Source organism: Streptomyces sp. NPDC048416 (genome assembly GCF_043200435.1).
Lineage (GTDB): Bacteria > Actinomycetota > Actinomycetes > Streptomycetales > Streptomycetaceae > Streptomyces.
The window spans coordinates 481,138-497,281 of sequence record NZ_JBICXU010000001.1 but is presented as its reverse complement, the minus strand read 5'-3'; the positions used below and the strand labels follow the sequence as shown (position 1 = coordinate 497,281).

The 16,144-nt window shown below is 71.8% G+C and carries 15 protein-coding genes and 1 tRNA gene; 3 read left to right on the top strand and 13 right to left on the bottom strand.

The genetic code is table 11. The features are described from left to right. Nucleotides 1–306: 306 nt before the first annotated feature. Complete coding sequence (locus ACGFW5_RS02250; protein ID WP_393832234.1) at nt 307–2,007, top strand: glycosyl hydrolase family 18 protein; 1,701 nt, start codon at nt 307–309, stop codon at nt 2,005–2,007. A 168-nt stretch (nt 2,008–2,175) separates the two neighbouring features. On the opposite strand, the gene ACGFW5_RS02245 is transcribed toward ACGFW5_RS02250, so the two are convergent. Continuing rightward, the gene (locus ACGFW5_RS02245) at nt 2,176–4,101 is read right to left on the bottom strand and encodes a putative bifunctional diguanylate cyclase/phosphodiesterase (RefSeq protein WP_393832233.1); all 1,926 of its coding nucleotides are present in this window, start codon (nt 4,099–4,101) and stop codon (nt 2,176–2,178) included. Between the two features lie 340 nt (nt 4,102–4,441). Between ACGFW5_RS02245 and ACGFW5_RS02240 the strand changes: the two genes are divergently transcribed. Further along, the gene (locus ACGFW5_RS02240; protein ID WP_393832232.1) at nt 4,442–5,713 is read left to right on the top strand and encodes a M6 family metalloprotease domain-containing protein; all 1,272 of its coding nucleotides are present in this window, start codon (nt 4,442–4,444) and stop codon (nt 5,711–5,713) included. A 156-nt stretch (nt 5,714–5,869) separates the two neighbouring features. On the opposite strand, the gene ACGFW5_RS02235 is transcribed toward ACGFW5_RS02240, so the two are convergent. The 12 genes from ACGFW5_RS02235 to ACGFW5_RS02180 all read right to left on the bottom strand — a co-directional run bounded on the left by ACGFW5_RS02235 (nt 5,870) and on the right by ACGFW5_RS02180 (nt 15,174). Next, nucleotides 5,870–5,943: transfer RNA gene (locus ACGFW5_RS02235), tRNA-Lys, on the bottom strand. After that, entirely contained in the window at nt 5,934–6,572 is a 639-nt protein-coding gene (locus ACGFW5_RS02230; RefSeq protein ID WP_393832353.1) for a bifunctional DNA primase/polymerase, read from the bottom strand. The genes ACGFW5_RS02235 and ACGFW5_RS02230 overlap by 10 nt, the downstream gene beginning before the upstream one ends. 393 nt (nt 6,573–6,965) lie before the next feature. Continuing rightward, nucleotides 6,966–7,313: a hypothetical protein gene (locus ACGFW5_RS02225; RefSeq protein ID WP_393832231.1), complete on the bottom strand. Its 348-nt coding sequence runs from the start codon at nt 7,311–7,313 to the stop codon at nt 6,966–6,968. Nucleotides 7,314–7,772: 459 nt separating this feature from the next. Further along, a complete protein-coding gene (locus ACGFW5_RS02220; protein ID WP_393832230.1) occupies nt 7,773–8,018 on the bottom strand; it encodes a hypothetical protein in 246 nt (81 codons plus the stop codon). Then, nucleotides 8,018–8,230: a hypothetical protein gene (locus ACGFW5_RS02215; RefSeq protein ID WP_393832229.1), complete on the bottom strand. Its 213-nt coding sequence runs from the start codon at nt 8,228–8,230 to the stop codon at nt 8,018–8,020. The genes ACGFW5_RS02220 and ACGFW5_RS02215 overlap by 1 nt, the downstream gene beginning before the upstream one ends. Before the next feature lie 88 nt (nt 8,231–8,318). Continuing rightward, on the bottom strand, nt 8,319–9,158 hold the full coding sequence (locus ACGFW5_RS02210) for a DUF5753 domain-containing protein (protein ID WP_393832228.1): 840 nt from the start codon (nt 9,156–9,158) through the stop codon (nt 8,319–8,321). Nucleotides 9,159–9,176: 18 nt separating this feature from the next. Beyond that, nucleotides 9,177–9,704 (bottom strand): DUF6879 family protein, encoded by a 528-nt coding sequence (locus ACGFW5_RS02205; RefSeq protein ID WP_393832227.1) that lies wholly within the window; start codon nt 9,702–9,704, stop codon nt 9,177–9,179. After that, nucleotides 9,685–9,915 (bottom strand): hypothetical protein, encoded by a 231-nt coding sequence (locus ACGFW5_RS02200; RefSeq protein ID WP_393832226.1) that lies wholly within the window; start codon nt 9,913–9,915, stop codon nt 9,685–9,687. The genes ACGFW5_RS02205 and ACGFW5_RS02200 overlap by 20 nt, the downstream gene beginning before the upstream one ends. 166 nt (nt 9,916–10,081) lie before the next feature. After that, nucleotides 10,082–11,416, bottom strand: a complete 1,335-nt coding sequence (locus ACGFW5_RS02195) for an AAA domain-containing protein (protein ID WP_393832225.1) — start codon at nt 11,414–11,416, stop codon at nt 10,082–10,084. Beyond that, a complete protein-coding gene (locus ACGFW5_RS02190) occupies nt 11,413–13,026 on the bottom strand; it encodes a hypothetical protein (protein ID WP_393832224.1) in 1,614 nt (537 codons plus the stop codon). Before ACGFW5_RS02190 ends, ACGFW5_RS02195 begins: the two co-directional genes overlap by 4 nt. Continuing rightward, complete coding sequence (locus ACGFW5_RS02185; protein ID WP_393832223.1) at nt 13,017–14,366, bottom strand: hypothetical protein; 1,350 nt, start codon at nt 14,364–14,366, stop codon at nt 13,017–13,019. The genes ACGFW5_RS02190 and ACGFW5_RS02185 overlap by 10 nt, the downstream gene beginning before the upstream one ends. Next, nucleotides 14,287–15,174, bottom strand: coding sequence for a phosphatase PAP2 family protein (locus ACGFW5_RS02180; protein WP_393832222.1), 888 nt, complete (start codon nt 15,172–15,174; stop codon nt 14,287–14,289). Before ACGFW5_RS02180 ends, ACGFW5_RS02185 begins: the two co-directional genes overlap by 80 nt. Before the next feature lie 207 nt (nt 15,175–15,381). Here ACGFW5_RS02180 and ACGFW5_RS02175 point away from each other — a divergent pair, with 207 nt between their 5' ends. Further along, complete coding sequence (locus tag ACGFW5_RS02175; RefSeq protein ID WP_393832221.1) at nt 15,382–15,987, top strand: histidine phosphatase family protein; 606 nt, start codon at nt 15,382–15,384, stop codon at nt 15,985–15,987. Nucleotides 15,988–16,144 lie beyond the last annotated feature (157 nt).

Below are 16,144 nucleotides of genomic sequence, written 5' to 3'. Positions count from 1 at the left end.
TAGGTGATGGGCCGTGGTGCGCACACTGGCGGAACTCGCGGCGATGCTACGTCGGTAAAACCTGGGGCGGAGGAGGGGACTGGTCCACCCCGCCCCGCCGGGTCCGGGTGGCCGCATTTCTCCGGTCGTGGCCCACATCCGAAGGGGCAAAGCGCCTCAACTCGGCTTCTGACAAGGGGTTTCGCCCCAGGATTGGTCTAGTCCTCAATTTGGTTCAGACCATTGACGTGGCCGGGATCCGATCGCTATCACTTCCTCAACCGCCCTTCCCCGCACCCCCTCGTGCCCCACCCCCCGGAGGCCGTCTTGCACCGCCGCAGACCTCTCGTTGCCGCCCTGAGCACCGCCGTGCTCGCCGCCGGCGCCCTGGCCGCCTTCGCGGGCCTGGGCACCGCATCCGCCGCCGACGCCGCCCCGAGCGCCGCCGCACCCTCGACGGGCGGCGTGAAGATCGCGTACTACGACCAGTGGAGCGTGTACGGGAACGCCTTCTACCCCAAGCACCTCGACACCCGGGGCATCGCGGGCAAACTGGACGTCCTCAACTACTCGTTCGGCAACATCGACCCCACCAACCTCACCTGCTTCGAGGCGAACAAGGCGGCGGGTGACGACAACAACCCCAACGCCGGTGACGGGGCGGGCGATTCGTTCGCGGACTACCAGAAGTCGTTCTCGGCCGCCGACAGCGTCAGCGGCGTCGCCGACACCTGGAACCAGCCCATCGTGGGCGTCTTCAACCAGTTCAAGGAACTGAAGGCCAAGTACCCCAAGCTGAAGATCAACATTTCGATCGGCGGCTGGACGTACTCCAAGTACTTCCACGACGCGGCCCTCACCGACGCCAGCCGCAAGAAGTTCGTCTCGTCCTGCATCGACCAGTACATCGCCGGCAACCTGCCCACCGAGGGCGGCTACGGCGGCGCGGGCGCGGCGGCCGGGATCTTCGACGGCGTCGACATCGACTGGGAGTACCCGGGCTCGCCCGACGGCCACCTCGGCAACCACTACGGCGCCGAGGACAAGGCCAACTACACCGCCCTGCTCGCCGAGTTCCGCAAGCAGCTCGACGCGTACGGAACCGCGCACGGCGGCAAGCACTACCTCCTGACGGCGGCGCTCCCGGCCGGTCAGGACAAGATCAAGAACATCGAGACGGACAAGATCGGCGCGTCCCTCGACTACGCCAACATCATGACGTACGACATGCACGGCGCCTGGAACGCGACGGGACCGGCCTACCACCAGTCCCCGCTGGTCTCGCCGCCCAACGACCCCACGGACGTCATCAAGCCCGGCACCCAGAAGTACTCGATCTCCAACGCGATCGACTCCTGGATCGACGGCAACCCCGCCTACGGCATAGCGGGCGGCTTCCCCGCCAACAAGATCACGCTGGGGTACGAGTTCTACTACCGCGGCTGGAAGGGCGTCCCGGCGACCAACAACGGGCTCGGCCAGAGCGCGACCGGTCCCTCGGGCGCCCGGCCCACCAGCCAGGTCGCGGGCACCGCGCTCTACAAGGAGCTCGGCGGCATCGTCGACAACCCCGCGACCACCTTCTGGGACGCCGACGCGAAGGCCTCGTACTTCTACAAGGACGGCGAGTTCTTCACCGGCCTCGACAAGCAGTCCATCCAGGCCCGCGCCGACTACGCCCACCAGCGAGGTCTGGCCGGCGCCATGATGTACAGCCTGCTCGGCCTCGACGACAAGACCACGCTGCTCAACGACATCGTGGACGCGGTCGGCTCCTCGCCCTCCTCGACCCCGGACCCGACGCCGACGGCCACCAACTCCCCGTCGCCCACCCCGACCGCCCCCACCAGCCCGTCCCCGACCCCCGGTGGCTGCACCGCCGCGGCCTGGGACAGCGGCGCGACCTACACCGGAGGCAACCAGGTCTCCTACGGCGGTCACACCTGGAAGGCGCAGTGGTGGACCAAGGGCGAGCAGCCCGGCACCACCGGGCAGTGGGGCGTCTGGCAGGACCTCGGCGCCTGCTGATCCACCCGTCACGCACGGCCGCCCCGCTCTTCCTCCGGGAGGAGCGGGGCGGCCGTCTTCATGCAGGGGATTCGGCGAAGGGGCTTCGTGCGGGGCTTCGAGCGGCAATTCGAGCGGCAATTCGTGCGGGGATTCGTGCGGCAATTCGTGCGGCAATTCGTGCGGGACTCAGACCTTCTGCGGGCTGTGCGCGATCATCCGGGCGATCCGGTCCGGGGCGACCGCCCGTGAGTAGAGCCAGCCCTGGCCCGTGTCGCAGCCGATCCGGGCCAGCCGGGTCGCCTGTTCGGGGGTCTCCACGCACTCGGCGGTGACGGTGAGCCCGAGCCGGTGGGCGAGCTGGACCATGGCCTCGACGATGGTCTCGTCGGCCGGGCTGGGGTGGGCGCCGCCCTCGTCGTACTGGAAGCCGCGCACGAACGACCCGTCCAGCTTGAGGACGGAGACGGGCAGCCGGCTCAGATAGGCGAGATTGGAGTAGCCGGTGCCGAAGTCGTCGATCGCGATGTGCACGCCCATGTCGGACAGCGCCTGAAGGGCCTGGAGCGGGCGGCCCGCCGAGCCCATCACCGCGGACTCGGTCAGCTCCAACTGGAGCAGATGGGGCGCGAGTCCGGTCTCCGCCAGGATCTCCGCCACGTCCGCCACCAGGTCGGAGTCCCACACCTGGCGCACCGCGACATTGACGCTCACGAAGACCGGCGGCACATCGGGGTGCTCGATCTGCCAGCGCCTGGCCTGCCGGCACGCGGTGCGCAGCACCCACCGGCCGAGCTGGACCACCGAGCCGTCCTCCTCGGCGATCTGGATGAACCGATTCGGCGGAAGCATCCCGAATTGGGGGTGATTCCAGCGGACCAGCGCCTCGACGCCGTGCACGACACCGTCGGCCATCCCCACCAGCGGCTGGTACTCCAGGGTGAACTCGCCGCGCTCCACGGCCGGGCGGAGCGTGGAGGACAGCGCCTGGCGGGTCATGCGGTGCGCGTTGCGCTCGGGGTCGAAGAGCGTCCAGCGTGCCTTGCCGTCGGCCTTGGCCCAGTACAGCGTGGTGTCGGCGGCCTGCATCAGACCGGTCGCCGTGGTGCCGGCGCCGGCCCGCTCCACCACCCCGATCGAGGCCGAGACCGACAGGCGCTGGCCTGCCAGGTCGAAGGGCCGCTGAAGCGCGTTCAGCACGGAACGGGCGAGCTCGGCCAGTTGCTCCGTACCCGTGGAATCCTCGACCAGGACGGCGAACTCGTCGCCGCCGAGCCGTGCCACCAGGTGCCCGCCGCTGCGTGCGTAGCCGGACTGGTCGGCGCACTCGGTGAGGCGGCCCGCGACCGCGCTCAGCAGCCGGTCGCCGACCCGGTGGCCCAGCGTGTCGTTGACCGCCTTGAACCCGTCGAGATCCAGATAGCAGATCCCGATGCGGCCGGTGCCGCCGTTGTCGTACGCGGACGCTTCGAGCGCGGCGTTGAGCCGTTCGAAGAACAGGGTGCGGTTGGGCAGGCGGGTCACCGGGTCGTGCATCTGGAGGTGGCGCAGCCGGGCCTGGAGCTCGCGCCGGTCGCTGATGTCCGCGATGGAGAGCAGCACGCTGGAACTGTCGGGTACGGGCGCGACGGTGACCTCGGCCCAGAGCGAGTGGCCGTCGGGGTGCTTGAGGCGGCGGGTGCAGCGGAAGCGGTTGCGGGCGCCGCGCAGCACCTCGCGGTAGGCGTGCCAGGTGCGGTGGTCGGCGGCCAGGTCGACGAGGTCGGCGGCGTCCTGCTCGCGCAGCGAGCCCGGGTCGGTGCCGAGGAGTTCGGCGAGCGCGTCGTTGGCGGCGACGACGCTGCCCTCGCGGTCCACGACCGCCATCGCGAGATGGGCGGCGTTGAACGCGGCCCGGTAGTCGCGCAGTTCGGAGGCGGAGCGCCCCGCCGGGTACGTCGGGGAGGCGTCCTGAGCGGGCCCGGCCGGTTTCGGCGGGTGCTCGGGCAGGGGGTTTCCCGCGTGTTCGAGAGGGCGTTCCGCCAGGACGCCTGCGATCCGGTCCGTATGACGCTCCGTGACGGGCGGCCGGATGGTCCCGGGTGCTCGACCCGGTCCTTCGGAGGTTCCGCTCACCGCTGGCTCCCGCAGTGCATTCGAGTCGTGCAGAGGTAGTACGGAGTTGGCCGGGGTCTTCGGCCGGGGTGGACGCCGGCCTTGTGGGGCCGGATCCACGCAGGAAAGTAGGCCGATCATAGAGGCTGGCCGGTGGCGCGATCCAGCTTCGCGGTCGTGATCAAGAGCACCCGGAGTTCTGTGTCGATCGCTGACCGATCGTTTCTGCGCGGGTGTGGCCGGGCTCGGGCCCTCCGTGATCAGTCGTGACTTTGCGTACGTCATCGGGGTGTCGGCGCCCTCACCCTTCTGGGGCACCGCAACAGGGCATATCGCCAGAAACCTGCACAAAGTGGGTGGGATGTCCCGCATCCCGCTCCCGGAGGTCGCCGTGCAGGGTCAGCAGACACCCGGGGGAGTGGAGCGTGTCCGGCTGCGCAGTGCGGCGGCGGCGCTCACCTCCTTCATGGCGCTCGCCGCCATCTCGCTGGTGTCCGGGCCGGCGGTCGCGGCGGACTCCGTGGTGCCGTGCGCCCTGCCGAGGACCGACGCCCACCACTCGCTCGGCGTCGACACCTGGAACTCCGCCTACCCGCGCCCGGTCCGCGCACTGAAGGCGGTCATGGTCTTCCTGTCCTTCCCGGACTCCAGGCCCGCCACCGCCCCCAAGGACCTGGCCGCCGACTACTTCCCCGCCACCAGCCGCTTCTTCGAGCAGGCCTCGTACGGGAAGTTCCGGCTCGACGCCGAGCCCCAGCAGCGCTGGGTGCACATGCCGGCCGCGTCGACCTCGTACCGCATAGAACGGGACTGGGACCCGGGCCAGCGCACCCGCTACCTGAAGGACGCGATCCGGGCGGCCGACCCGACGACCGACTTCTCCGCGTACGACATCGTCTATCTGGTCGCCGACCCGGACGCGCCCGGCGTCGACTCGGACGCCACCAAGGTGGTCAACTTCGACCGGCCCGTGCGCGCCGACGGCCGGGACATCAACCGGGTCGTGACGGTCTTCGAGCACCATCCGCCGGACCGCAACGTGCTGGCCCACGAGACCGGGCACGTCTTCGACCTGCCGGACCTCTACCACCGGCCGCAGGACGGCAAGAGCGGCGACTGGGACACCTACGTCGGCGACTGGGACGTGATGGGCAGCCAGTTCGGTACGGCGCCCGACCTCTTCGCCTGGCAGAAGTGGAAGCTCGGCTGGATCGACCGGCGCGAGGTCAGCTGTGTGACGGGCAGCACGACGGCCCGACTCACCCTGGAGCCACTGTCCGCGTCCCCCGCGAAGGCCGGCACCGCGGGCAAGCGGCTGGCGGTGGTCCGCACCGGCGAGGACCACGCGATCGCCATCGAGGCACGCGAACCGGCGGGCCTGGACCGGGCGAGCTGCACCGCGGGACTCCTGGTCTACCGGGTCCGCAGCGGGTCCGGTTCGGGTGGCGGACCGGTCGAGGTGCTGGACGCGCACCCGGGTACGGAGTCGTGCTGGGAGAAGTCGGTGTATCCGGCGCTCGCGGACGCGCCGGTGGGCGTGGGCGAGACGTTCACGGTGCCCGGCGAGGGGATCAAGATCGAGGCGGAGGGCCGGACGAAGTCGGGCGCGTGGACGGTCAAGATCTCCCCTTGACCCCTTGACCCCTTGACCGTTTGACCGCTTGACCGCTTGAACCGCTCGCACCTGGCCGGCTTCGGCACCGCTCGGCCGTGCGATCCCTGGCCGTCAGCCGCCCCGGCCGGGGCAACGAAAAAGCCCCCCGCTTCCGCGAGGGGCTTCTTCCGTCTGTGCGCCGCCAGGGACTCGAACCCCGGACCCGCTGATTAAGAGTCAGCTGCTCTAACCAACTGAGCTAGCGGCGCCTGCTGACGTCGTAGACACTAGCATCCTGATCCGCGCGAGGAAAAATCGAAATCCGATGGCCCTCCCCGGCCTCGTTCCTGGCGGCGCGGACGCAGGCCCACAGGAGTACGTCCGGCCCCGGCAGCCAGGGCCGGCGGGTGTCGGGGGCGACCAGCCAGCGGGCCGCGCCGGAGTTCTCCGGCTCCGGGCGCACCAGGGCCGGGACGGTGACGGCGTCACCGGCGCCGTGGCACAGCAGCGGCGGCACCGCGGCGTCGGGGCCGTGCCACTCCTCCCACTCCAGGAGCGAGGGCAGGCGCTGCGCCGTACCGGGCGCCGCGAACAGGAGCATGCGCCCCCGGTGGATCGCCACCGGGCCGGAGCCGGGGCCCTCGGCCCACAGGCGGTCCAGCATGCGGCGCCCGAACATCGACGGCACGTTGACCACGTCGAAGACCGAGCCGCACGGCAGCACCCCGGGTGCGGTGGGCCGGGACTCCCACTGGGCGAGCGTGCTGCGCGGGTGGCCGGACGCGGACGACAGCCAGGCGGCGCCCGCGGCCGTCACCTCGGCGACCTGGTGCCGTCCCTCGTCGCGCAGGACACGGAAGATGTCGAGGGCGTCGTCGTCCTCGTCGCGCCGGCTCATTGTCGTGGCGCACGGGCTCACCGTCGTGGCGCACGGGCTCACCGTCGTGGCGCACGGGCTCACCGTCGTGAGGGGGCCGCCACCCATCTCCGTCTGCCGCACGCCGCTGCTCCTGCCCGTACCGTTGCCGCTGCTCATGCTCTACGTCTACCGGGATGCCGGGACCCACTCCGGTGGCTTGGCGGAAACCGGGACAGGACGGGGCGGGAGGGCGTATCTTGCGCCCCGGCATATGCCCCGGGCCCGTGGTCGCCCGACGAACCGGCCGGGGTGCGGCACGTGGCGCCGGGGGGCGTGGCACCCAGGTGCCGGGCGTGCGGCACGTGGCGCCGGGGGCGTGGCACCCCGGTGCCGGGGGTGCGGCACGAGGGGCCAAGGGCGTGGCGCCAGACGCTAGGGAATGTCGCCCGCGCGCATCAGGTCGCGGCCGAACTCGATCATCTTCTTCGCGTAGTCCTCGGTCCACTGGGCCCGCTGCGCCACGTCGGCGGGGGTCAGCCGGTCGAAGCGGCGGGGGTCGGCGAGCTGGGCGGCCGCGACCGCCTGGAACTCGACCGCCCGGTCCGCCGCCGCCCGGAAGGCGAGGGCCAGCTCGGTCGCGCGGCTCAGGAGCGCGCGGGGGTCCTCGATGGACTCCAGATCGAAGAAGTGCTCCGGGTCGGCGGTCGCCTCGGAAGGCTCGAAGAGCAACGGCGCAGGCCTCAGCCGTTGCCGCTCCTCGTTCCGCTCGTGCTCCGGCATGTCTGTCCTCCCAGGTGCAGGGTCCACGCTCAGGGTCCGGGCGCCCGGGCCACCGTCCATTCTCCCGCGTGCGCGCAAGGGGGCGCCGCGGGGTGCGTCCCGTCGGCGGGGTTTGTGAGCGACGGGGTTTGTGAGCGACGGGGTTCGTGACGCCGGGATGCCGGGCGGGGTCCTGTGCGGCGGGATCCGTGACCGCGGGGCGGGTCGCAGCGGCGGCACGTGATGCTGCGGGGCGGCTCCCGGGGACTCCGGCCCGCCGGGCGGCCCAGAGCCCCCCGGTCGGCGGCGGTGCTGGGGCGCCGGGCAGGTCCTCCGTGTCCGAGCCATCCGGGAGCCGGGTGGCTGCCTGGCTGGTGGGCGCCGGAGGCCGGCTGCGCGCCGGGTGCTCGTCCGAGCGCGGCCGGCACCGGAGCCCGGGGCTGCTTGCCTCCCGCAGGTTCAATTGCCGTGCCAGGCGCGTCACTTCACGGAGCGAGCCGTCCCGTCGGGAGCCGGGGAGCCGGTTCGGATCACCTCGGCGACCCGTTCGGCGAGGTGAGCGGGGAGCTGGCCCACGTCGACCCAGGCCGTGCCCTTGCGGCTGACCATGGGCCGCAGGTGCGCCGTCTGCGTCACCCCGGCACCCATGCCGGTCAGCGCTTCGCGAAGTGCCTCCGTCGCGCTGCCCGCCCTGGTCCAGGCGTCGCGCCATTCCTGCATCTCCATCACCGGGGGCACTTCCGGTGGGGGTGATTGCGGATCTCCGCCGCGGCGTCGTAGGCCGCGCTGCCCTTATGGGCCGCCCTGGCTTCCTCCAGTTCCTTCGCGAGTGCGGCGCACACCCCGCACCCCGCTGCCGGCGAGCAGCCGTACAGATAGGCGTCTACGGCCCCGGGCAAGTGGACGGGCGGCTGCGGATATGAGGTTGGATTGGTCATGGCTTCCTCTCGTCGGCAAACCGGTGTGCCAAAACGGTAGGAAACGAGTCGGCCGCGCGGAGAGAATGTTGCGCGGTGTTGTACGGCTTCATCCTTCGACGGCGTCGACAGCTCTCCTGATCAGGGCTTTGGCCTTTGAGCCGTAGACGGCGGCTCGTCCCAGCTGGGCAAAGGCGCTGAGGTAGACGTCGATCTCGGTTGCGTTCGTCACTCGGACCATGGCCGTGAGGGTCTCCACTTGGACCTCACGATCATCGAAGGCGTAGAAGGATTCGAGGGGCCAAACCGGCCGGCGTGACATCTGAGGGATGATCCCGAAAGCCAGGTTGGAGCGTCCGATCAGCGATATGAAGTGCTCCAGCTGCGCCGCGTGCTGCGGTGGGTCGGTCATGGGGATGTACAGAGCCGACTCTTCGATGAGAACGGACACTTGACCGCCCCGAAGAGTGGCGGCAGAGCGCTCCAGCCGTGCCTGGACGGCGTCGTCCACGTCGTCCGGAAGACCCCTGAAACGGCGGATCGTACGGAGAATGCCCTGGGCGTAGGCCTCCGTCTGGAGCATCCCGGGAAGAACTCCGCAGCTGTACACGCGGAAGACGCGTGTTTCCTGGTAGATGCCGCTGCGTTGCGCCGCGCCAAGACCCCCTTTCAGGTACTGGGTCCACTGGACGTACAGAGTCTTGGCCGTTCGGGTGGTGGCGATCAGCGCTTCGGCTTCGTCGGCCCTCCCGCATGCGGTGCACCAAGCGCGGATGTCAGCCGGCTTCGGGATGGTCTTCCGATTGATGATCCGGTGCGTCTTGGAGCGGTCCCAGCCGCACAGGGCGGCCAGTCGAGCGCCCGACAGGTCGGCATCTTCCATCATGGCGGTGAGCCGGTCGGCAACCGCCTTGTGGGCCTCTTCGGCTGTCGACAGAGGTGAAGTCATGAACTGGCAGCTGCTCCGTCAGACGGCGAACTCGCCGTGCGGAACAGCTCGCTTCCAAACCGCGTCGAACATGGCGGCACATCGCAACGCCACGCTCTCGTCGTCCGTGAAGTCGGTGTGCATCCAACGGCCATCGCCGTCAAAGACGTTGAACTGGACCAGCTTGTCGTCGAAGAGCCAGAAGTCGTTCCCGGGCAGCAGTAGCTCGGATGCCTGGCGACGAGCCAGCCACCGGACTTCCTCCCCACACGCGACATTGCCGTAGGTGACGTAGTGCTCCCACCTGATGTAGTCCGATACAGGCTCACCGACCACCCGGACACGGCGTACTGCCACGCCTCGCTCGGTCACGGTCCGGACCAGGCCGTGCCAGTCATCGCGCCACCACGACGAGCGGTCGTCCCAATCCGTTCGTTCTCCCGCCAGCCAAGCGTCGAAGGCGGGATGCTCCCCAGGGACGGCATATGCGTCGCGAGTTTCGAGGTGCACTGCTGAACGCTCGCACCGCCGAAGGAGATGCGCGAACTCAGCCAGACTCTGCGACACGGATAGCCTCCTTGAGGAGCGGGATCATCCTCGGTTCCAGAACGATCAGCGTCTCATCCTCGGCCCGCGGCGCATCAGCCGTCGTCAGGGCCTGTACGCCCTCCTCGGCCCGTTGTCCCTGTACGAGCAGCCTTCGGTCGTCGTCCACCCAGACCGCCGGGCACCCGTTCACGTCGGACTCGGGGTCCTTGCCGATGAAGACGTAGCCCATGGTGCGCCTCCTGCTGTGAGTGATGCGCCGCGTTGCGTTCTGTTACGTGCACACTCGGCTCAGGGCGCGCCCGGGTCAAGAGAGCAAGCGTGTTCCCCCGGCGGGGAGTTGTCCGGCCTTCGTGCCTACTGAGCACTCCGCAAGACCGGCGGCTCGGCCCTGTGGCTCAGGGCCGCTCCCAGCGGACCCGGTGCTCCGACCAGTGGTCCCACGTGGACATCATCGCCTCCCACCCGTCCGGGAACTTCACCGTCACGCCCAGCTGGACCGGCTCCGTGGAGGGGTGGTCGTCCAGGAGGTCGGCCACGCCCGCGCGGCACACCACGATGCAGGCGTGCCGGTGGCGCGAGGCCAGCACGCACAGGCGGCCCGTCTCCAGGTGGAAGGCCGTCGCGTCGGGGCGGCCCGACAGGGGGTGCAGGACGACCGTCACGTCGAACTCCCTGCCCTGGAGCCGGTTCGCCGTATCCACGGCCACCCCGCTCACGCCGAGCTCCGCGAGCGCCGCCCGGATCGCGGCCGCCTGGTCGCGGTGCGCGGTGCCGACCGCGATCCGGTCCGCCGTGAGCGGGGTGGGGTCCGGGGAGCGTTCGCTGGTCGCCGCGCCGCCCCGGTCCAGGAGACGGCGTACGACCAGCGCGACGGCGTGGACCGCCTCCGGGTCGGTGCGCGGGGTGTGCCGGGCCGGCAGCTCCAACAGGGCCCAGCCCGACGCGGCCGCCTCGTCGGCGGCCCGGTCCGGCGCCGAGCCGTCGGACGCGACGCCGAAGGCGAGGCGCCGGTCGCCGTGGCCGGTGCCGCTGCGGAACGGCGTGAAGGGATAGAACGCCGCCGACACCAGCGGCGCCGCCGACGCCGGGAGGCGCCAGGAGACGGGCAGCCGGTGCTGAGGCAGCTCCGGGTTGTGCGCGAGCAACGTCGAGACCGCGCTCGCCGACGGGTCGTAGGAGAGCCCCGCCCACTGCTCGGCGTCGGCGATCGCGAACGGGTCGAGCTGACCCGGGTCACCCACGAACAGCGCCCGCTCGAAGAGCCCGGCCACCGCAAGGAGCGCGTCCGAGCGCATCTGGTACGCCTCGTCCACGATCGCGTGGCCCCACGGCTCGACGTCCTTCACGTGCGCCCACTTCGCGGACGTCGAGATCACCACGTCCAGGCCCGCGAGGTCACCCGCCTTCGACGACTTCCGTACGTTGTCCAAGTCGTCCAGGGCCTTGTCGTACGGGTCGCTCTCGCTGCTGTGCAGCCGGCCGAGCGGCAGCTCGGGGGCCTTCTCCGCGAGGCGGACCACCAGGTCGTCGACCTGCGAGTTGGTCTGCGCGACCACCATCAACGGGCGCCCTGCGGCGGCCAGTTCGAGCGCGGCGCGCACCACGAGGGTCGACTTTCCGGCGCCCGGCGGCGAGTCCACGACGACACCGCGGGCCGAGCCGTGCAGGGTGTCGGCGAGGATCGCGTCGGTGGCCACGGCCGCGGCCGTGCCCGGATCGAAGGCGGTCACAGCAGGTCCTCGGGGGTGAGCGGATCGGGCTGTTCGGCGGTGGCGGAGCCCGGCGGACCGCCATGCGTCCACGGCGTGGCCTCCGCGTCGGGCAGCTTGGGCGCGCCGCGCTGGTCGTGCTCGAAGAGCGTCCAGCACACCCGGTCGCCCTTGTCGGGCACGGAGCCGGGCGCCGGGTCCTTGCCGCGCCCCATCTTGTCCAGGATGCGCAGCACCAGGGTGCTCTCGCCGCCGGCCCCCTCGGCCGCCGTCGTCTCGTACGTCACGAACTCGGCCTTCTGCGGCCTGCCGTCCAGGGTGCGGTAGACCTTCGCGCCCTCGGCGAGATGCGGGGCGTCGTCCGTACGCAGGGAGATGAGCGGGCGCGGGCTCGGGCGCTTGGACTCCGACCAGGCCGGGGTCACCTCGACGACCTCGCCCGCGAACGCCTCACCCGCGAGCCTGCGGCCCGCCATCACCAGCGGGTCGTCAAGGGCCTCGCCCGCTTCGAGCTCGGCCTGGGCGCGCTCGCGCCGCAGCAGCTTGGTGGCGGCGGTCACCGCGTCGTCACGGCGCGGCTGGGGCGGCTCGCCCGCGGTGATCCGGTCCCGGTGGCCGGTGAACGACCATCGGTCACTCGTCCAGCGCGCGGCCGCCCGCTCGCCCTCGGGCAGCTCACGCACCAGGTCGAGGGCGTGCCACACCGCGGACCATGTAGGCATGAGCTGGGCCGCGAGCAGGCGGCGGATCTCCCGTTCCGCGGCGGCCAGTTGACCAAGGCGCTCGTCCGCCGCCAGACCGTCCTGCGCCGCCTGGAGGGCCTGGCGGGCGCGGTCGTAGCGCTCGACGGCGGGGGCGAGCAGGCGGTTGTCGAACGCCGGGTCGGTGGCCGGGCCGGCCGGCGGGCACAGGAGCTGGCCGTCCGCGCCGCGCGCCAGCTCGGCCCGCAGCGCCGCCCGCGCCCCGGATGCGCCGGCCGGCGGGTCGATCCAGGCGAGCAGGGCGCCCAGGTGCTGGTCCTCAAGGCTGGACTGGCCGGTCGCCCAGTGCCGGTTCAGGAGGTCGGTGGCGCAGAGCAGCAGCGCGGAGCCGGGCGTGCGGGCGCGCTCGGCGTAGTGCGTGAACCAGCGGCCGAGCAGCGGGACCCGGGGCGGTGCCGGATGGGGCGCGTCCGGATCCTGCTCGGCGGTGCGGCGGAACCGCATCGAACGGCCCAGGAGACGGACGAAGTCGACGCCTGCCCGGCCGGGCACGATCAACTGCGGCGCGTCGGCGCACAGTTCGACCTCGACCTTGGTCTTCTTGCCGGTCTCCGGGTCGGTCTCGGAGCGCTCGGCCTGCTCGACGTCGTCGGCGTACGCGTCCAGGTACGGCAGGACGGCCTCCGCGAGGTCGGCCAGGAAGGAGAAACGCAGGTCGCGGTCGCGGGGCTGGGGGACCACGAGCAGGGTGGGGGCCTCGCGGTCGGCGCCGACCAGGGCGCCGAGCGGCGCGCCCGCCTCGCCCGCCGTGGTGAGCGGCACGAAGACGAGCGGCCGCTCGGACAGATGGCGGTGGCGGACGGTGGTCAGCGGCTGGGCGCGGCCGGACTCGACGGCCTCCAGGCGAGCCAGCGTGGAGATCAGCGACACGACGCTCCTTCGTCGTCACCGGCCTGCGCGGCCTGCGCGGGCAGGGCGGCCGTGGCGGGGGCGCCGGGGGCGCCGGGGGTTGCGGAGGCGGCGGGCGGTGCAGGGGTGGTGTCCGCGCCTGGGGCGGCTGATGGTTCGGTCACGGCGTCCGCGCCTGGGCCGGCCGGTTCGGTCGCGGTGTCCGTACCGGCTCCGGTCGCGAGGGCGGTTGCCTCCGCGCGCAGGGCGGCGGCGCGGCGTACCGCGGCCACCGTCGGATCCGCGGGGTCGCCCGTCTCGCCGCGTGCCGCCGCCAGGACGTCGCCGACCGTGGTCAGGCCGCCGAGCTCGCCCCGCAAGGAGCGCCCGAGCGCGGTCACCGCGCCGTCCTCGCGGGCCCGGCCGCGGCAGTGGAAGGCCAGCTCGCAGGCGGACAGGCACTCCGGCGCGTACACCGCGGGCACCGCCTCGACCGCCGACGCCAGCGACGCGCCCGACTGGCCGTCGAGGTCGAAGGTGGTGCCGGGCGGCAGGGTGTCCGCGATGTCCTCGATCCGGGTGAGACGGGTCAACTGGCGTCGGGTGACCGACAGTTGCTTGCGTACGTCGACCACGGACGCGGTCGGCAGGTTGGAGAAGTCCTTGGGGCAGACCAGGAGCACCGAATGGTTCACCGAGGCGCCTTCGGTGCGCTCCGCGACCCGTTCGAGCGCGAGGACGTACACCGCGGACTGGCGGGCCGCCGCGCCCACCTTCGACGGGTCGGCCGCCGCGTCGATCATGGGGAAGGACTTGATCTCGACCACCGTCCAGCGGCCGTCGGGGTGCACCACCACCGCGTCCGGCTCCAGGTAGGCGGGGGAGCCCGCCACATCCAGGGCCAGCATCGGATGGTCGAGCAGCGCCCAGCCGCCGGCTCCGGTGGCCTCGCGCAGGGCGAGCGCGGTGCGGGCCGCGCGGCCTTCGGGGCCGGCCGCGGCGAGATCGGGGGACGCGGCGGCGCCGGGCGGCTCGGATCCCGCGCCCATCCGCTCGTACAGCAGGCGCAGCAGCTCGGTGCCGCCGTCGCCCTTCACCTTCGCCTCGAAGGCGTTGCCCCGCATGAACGCGAACTGGGACTGGCCGAACGCCGCCGACGGCGAGCCGATCGCTTCGGCGAGCGCGCCCTTGTCCACCCCGGCGCCGTCGAGCAGGGCGCGTCTGCGGCAGCCCGGGTTCGCGGCGAGGGCCGCGAGCGCGCGGGCGTCGAGCGGGCGGGCCGGGACCGCCGGACCGCGTAGCTCAGCGAGCCTTCGACGCAGTGACGTCGACGGCTTCTGCGGGGGTGTCGGATGAGGTCCGCTGCCCAGGGAATGGCTCACCCGGGGAAGTCTGGCATCCGGGACTGACAATCGGGGCACCGGTGACGGAAGGGGCGGCGGCGAAACGGGTGCGTACGCGCTCCGCCAGCCGCATCACCGGCTTCGAGAGCAGCAGGCCAAGGCCCATCACCGCGACGCCCGCGACGGCGTCGAGGAGGTAGTGGTTGGCCGTGCCCATCACCACGAACGTGATGGTCAGCGGGTAGGCGACGGCCGCGGCCCGGGCGATCCGGTTCCCGCCGAACCGCCACAGCATGATCCCGCACCACAGCGCCCACCCGACGTGCAGGCTGGGCATCGCGGCGAACTGGTTGGTCATCCCGCCCATGCCGCGCGGCGCGCTCGCCTCGCCGCCCCACCAGCCGTGCGAGCTGTACTGCGCCATCGTGTCCGTGAAGCCCTGCACGGCGGGGAGCAGCCGGGGCGGGCAGGTCGGCAGGAACGTGAAGCCGATCAGACCGAGCAGCGTGGACGTCATCAGCCAGCTGCGGGCCGCCCGGTACTGCCGCGGGCGGCGGTGGAACAGCCAGATCAGGATGGCCGGGGTTATCAGGTAGTGCAGCGAGGCGTAGATGAAGTCGGCGGGTATGCCCAGGGCCGGGGTGTGCGTGAACAGCCTGTTCAGCGGGTGCTCGGCGTTCAGGTGGAACGTCTTCTCGAAGCGCAGGATGGACAGACCGTGCTCGACGGCCCGCGCCTCGTCGCCGCGTACGATCAGCCGGCCCGCGGAGTACGCCGCGTACACGAGGGCGATCAGGGGGAGTTCGGTCCACCAGCGCGGTCGCGTGGCATGCTGCGGCAACTGCATCCGGAAGGTTCCCCCCACTTGGTTTTCGGGCTGCCCACTGGGGGCCTCCGGGTTTTCGACGTGCGTTCAACCGTACGGTGTAATCGGTCGCCCTCGCACAGCACCCCGTCGTTCCGGTCAGACGCCGGGATCCGGCTCCTGGTTGCTTCGGGGGGTGCGCGATGATGGACGGCGGAACATTTCGTACGGGATCGGGAGAGAACACCCATGGCAGCCGCCGCACCGCGCATCCTGCTGGCCCGGCACGGGCAGACCGAGTGGTCGCTCGCGGGCAAGCACACCGGACGGACCGACATTCCCCTCCTGGAGGAGGGCCGGCGCGGCGCGAAGCTGCTCGGCGAGCGGTTGCACCGGGCGCCCTGGGGCGGGCTGCCCGGTGTCGAGGTCCGTACGAGCCCGCTCGTACGCGCGTCCGAGACGTGCGGGCTCGCCGGGTTCGGGGAGCGGGCCGAGCCGTGGGACGCGCTCATGGAGTACGACTACGGCGCGTACGAGGGCATGACGCCGCCCGAGATCCAGGCCGTGCGGCCGGGCTGGTTCATCTGGCGCGACGGGGTGCCGGAGGGGGAGACCCTGGCGCAGGTCTCGGCGCGGGCGGACGAGGTGGTGGCGTGGGCGCGGGCTGCCGGGCGGGACGTCCTGGTCTTCGCCCACGGGCACATTCTGCGGTCCATCGCGGCGCGGTGGCTGGGCGAGGACATCTCCTTCGCGGCGCGCGTCCGGCTCGATCCGACGTCGCTGTCCGTGCTGGGGTGGGCCTACGGGGAGCCGGCGGTTGAGCGGTGGAACGACACGGGGCACCTTGAGCGGTGAGCGGCTGGGTGTGCTGGGTGCCCCCCGGGGGGTTTGCCCGCCCACCCACCCGTGACGGATGCCGAAAGGTCCAGCTCCCCGGGGCTCCGCCCCAGACCCCGCCCGCGCCTGAAAGGCGCTTGTCCTCAATCGCCGGACGGGCTGAGGGTGCGCATGC

Bases quoted from the DNA above. Each gene is read 5' to 3' on its own strand.
- ACGFW5_RS02180 (WP_393832222.1), bottom strand. From the start codon at position 15,174: ATGCAGTTGCCGCAGCATGCCACGCGACCGCGCTGGTGGACCGAACTC.
- ACGFW5_RS02225 (WP_393832231.1), bottom strand. From the start codon at position 7,313: ATGCCGGAGCACGAGCGGAACGAGGAGCGGCAACGGCTGAGGCCTGCG.
- ACGFW5_RS02220 (WP_393832230.1), bottom strand. From the start codon at position 8,018: ATGGAGATGCAGGAATGGCGCGACGCCTGGACCAGGGCGGGCAGCGCG.
- ACGFW5_RS02175 (WP_393832221.1), top strand. From the start codon at position 15,382: ATGGCAGCCGCCGCACCGCGCATCCTGCTGGCCCGGCACGGGCAGACC.
- ACGFW5_RS02210 (WP_393832228.1), bottom strand. From the start codon at position 9,158: ATGACTTCACCTCTGTCGACAGCCGAAGAGGCCCACAAGGCGGTTGCC.
- ACGFW5_RS02215 (WP_393832229.1), bottom strand. From the start codon at position 8,230: ATGACCAATCCAACCTCATATCCGCAGCCGCCCGTCCACTTGCCCGGG.
- ACGFW5_RS02200 (WP_393832226.1), bottom strand. From the start codon at position 9,915: ATGGGCTACGTCTTCATCGGCAAGGACCCCGAGTCCGACGTGAACGGG.
- ACGFW5_RS02240 (WP_393832232.1), top strand. From the start codon at position 4,442: ATGTCCCGCATCCCGCTCCCGGAGGTCGCCGTGCAGGGTCAGCAGACA.
- ACGFW5_RS02230 (WP_393832353.1), bottom strand. From the start codon at position 6,572: ATGAGCCGGCGCGACGAGGACGACGACGCCCTCGACATCTTCCGTGTC.